A 754-nucleotide genomic window follows, 5' to 3' on the forward strand; every position below is an offset into this window, starting at 1 on the left:
CGGACGTTTTTTGAGACAGAAAATGTGGGTTGCAAAGTATAAGCGGTAAATGCAAGAGGCCTTACCGGGGTAAGGCCTCAAACTCGATTCATCTTAGATGCTGGATGCTTATATCTTGTCACAAATAAATTTTATATTATCCTCGAACGAGAGACGTTCACTTTCTTTTCAACAATTATAGCGTGTTTTATAAATTACTGCCAATTCAAAATGTGAAATTGCGGATTTCGCCGTAGACGACTGACCCATCACTTTTAATGGCGTATGCTCGGTAGTAAAAAAAGGAACGACCTGCAAAAGCATTTCCTGTATACTTGTACGAATTTGCTCCCAAAACAAGCGGTCCATCAAATTTTATTTTTGAGCCATGCTCAATCCTGGGCACGTAGTCAGTATCATTTGAAGCCTTGAAAAATGCCAAGTACAATATTCCGTGCTCTGTTGGAGGTATATCTCCCAGCTTGTCTGCTCGTAACTTAAAATCCCAACCCGAATTGAATGTGACAGTTTCTGTGCCTATTTCAAGTGCTTCTGGAACAACATGATCTTGAAGCGAGCAGCCTGACAAAAATAAGCAAAGGGTTAAAATGAAAATTGAAGAAGTTGAACGTAGATAGTTTTGCATGATTAAAGATTTACAGTTTCCAATGGTTACAAAAGTATTGATAAATTTTTTCGGATAATAGGATTGTGTAAGAACTGAATTTTCGGCGGCTCAGCACTGACCCCGGAAAATGTAGCTGCCATCTCACAA

At 39.1% G+C, this 754-nt stretch carries 1 protein-coding gene; it reads right to left on the minus strand.

The annotated features are described in order from the left end of the window. Window positions 1-205: 205 nt before the first annotated feature. Window positions 206-625 (minus strand): hypothetical protein, encoded by a 420-nt coding sequence (locus LZD49_RS35405; RefSeq protein WP_234673389.1) that lies wholly within the window; start codon window positions 623-625, stop codon window positions 206-208. Window positions 626-754 lie beyond the last annotated feature (129 nt).

The organism is Dyadobacter sp. CY261 (genome assembly GCF_021440085.1).
GTDB lineage: Bacteria > Bacteroidota > Bacteroidia > Cytophagales > Spirosomataceae > Dyadobacter.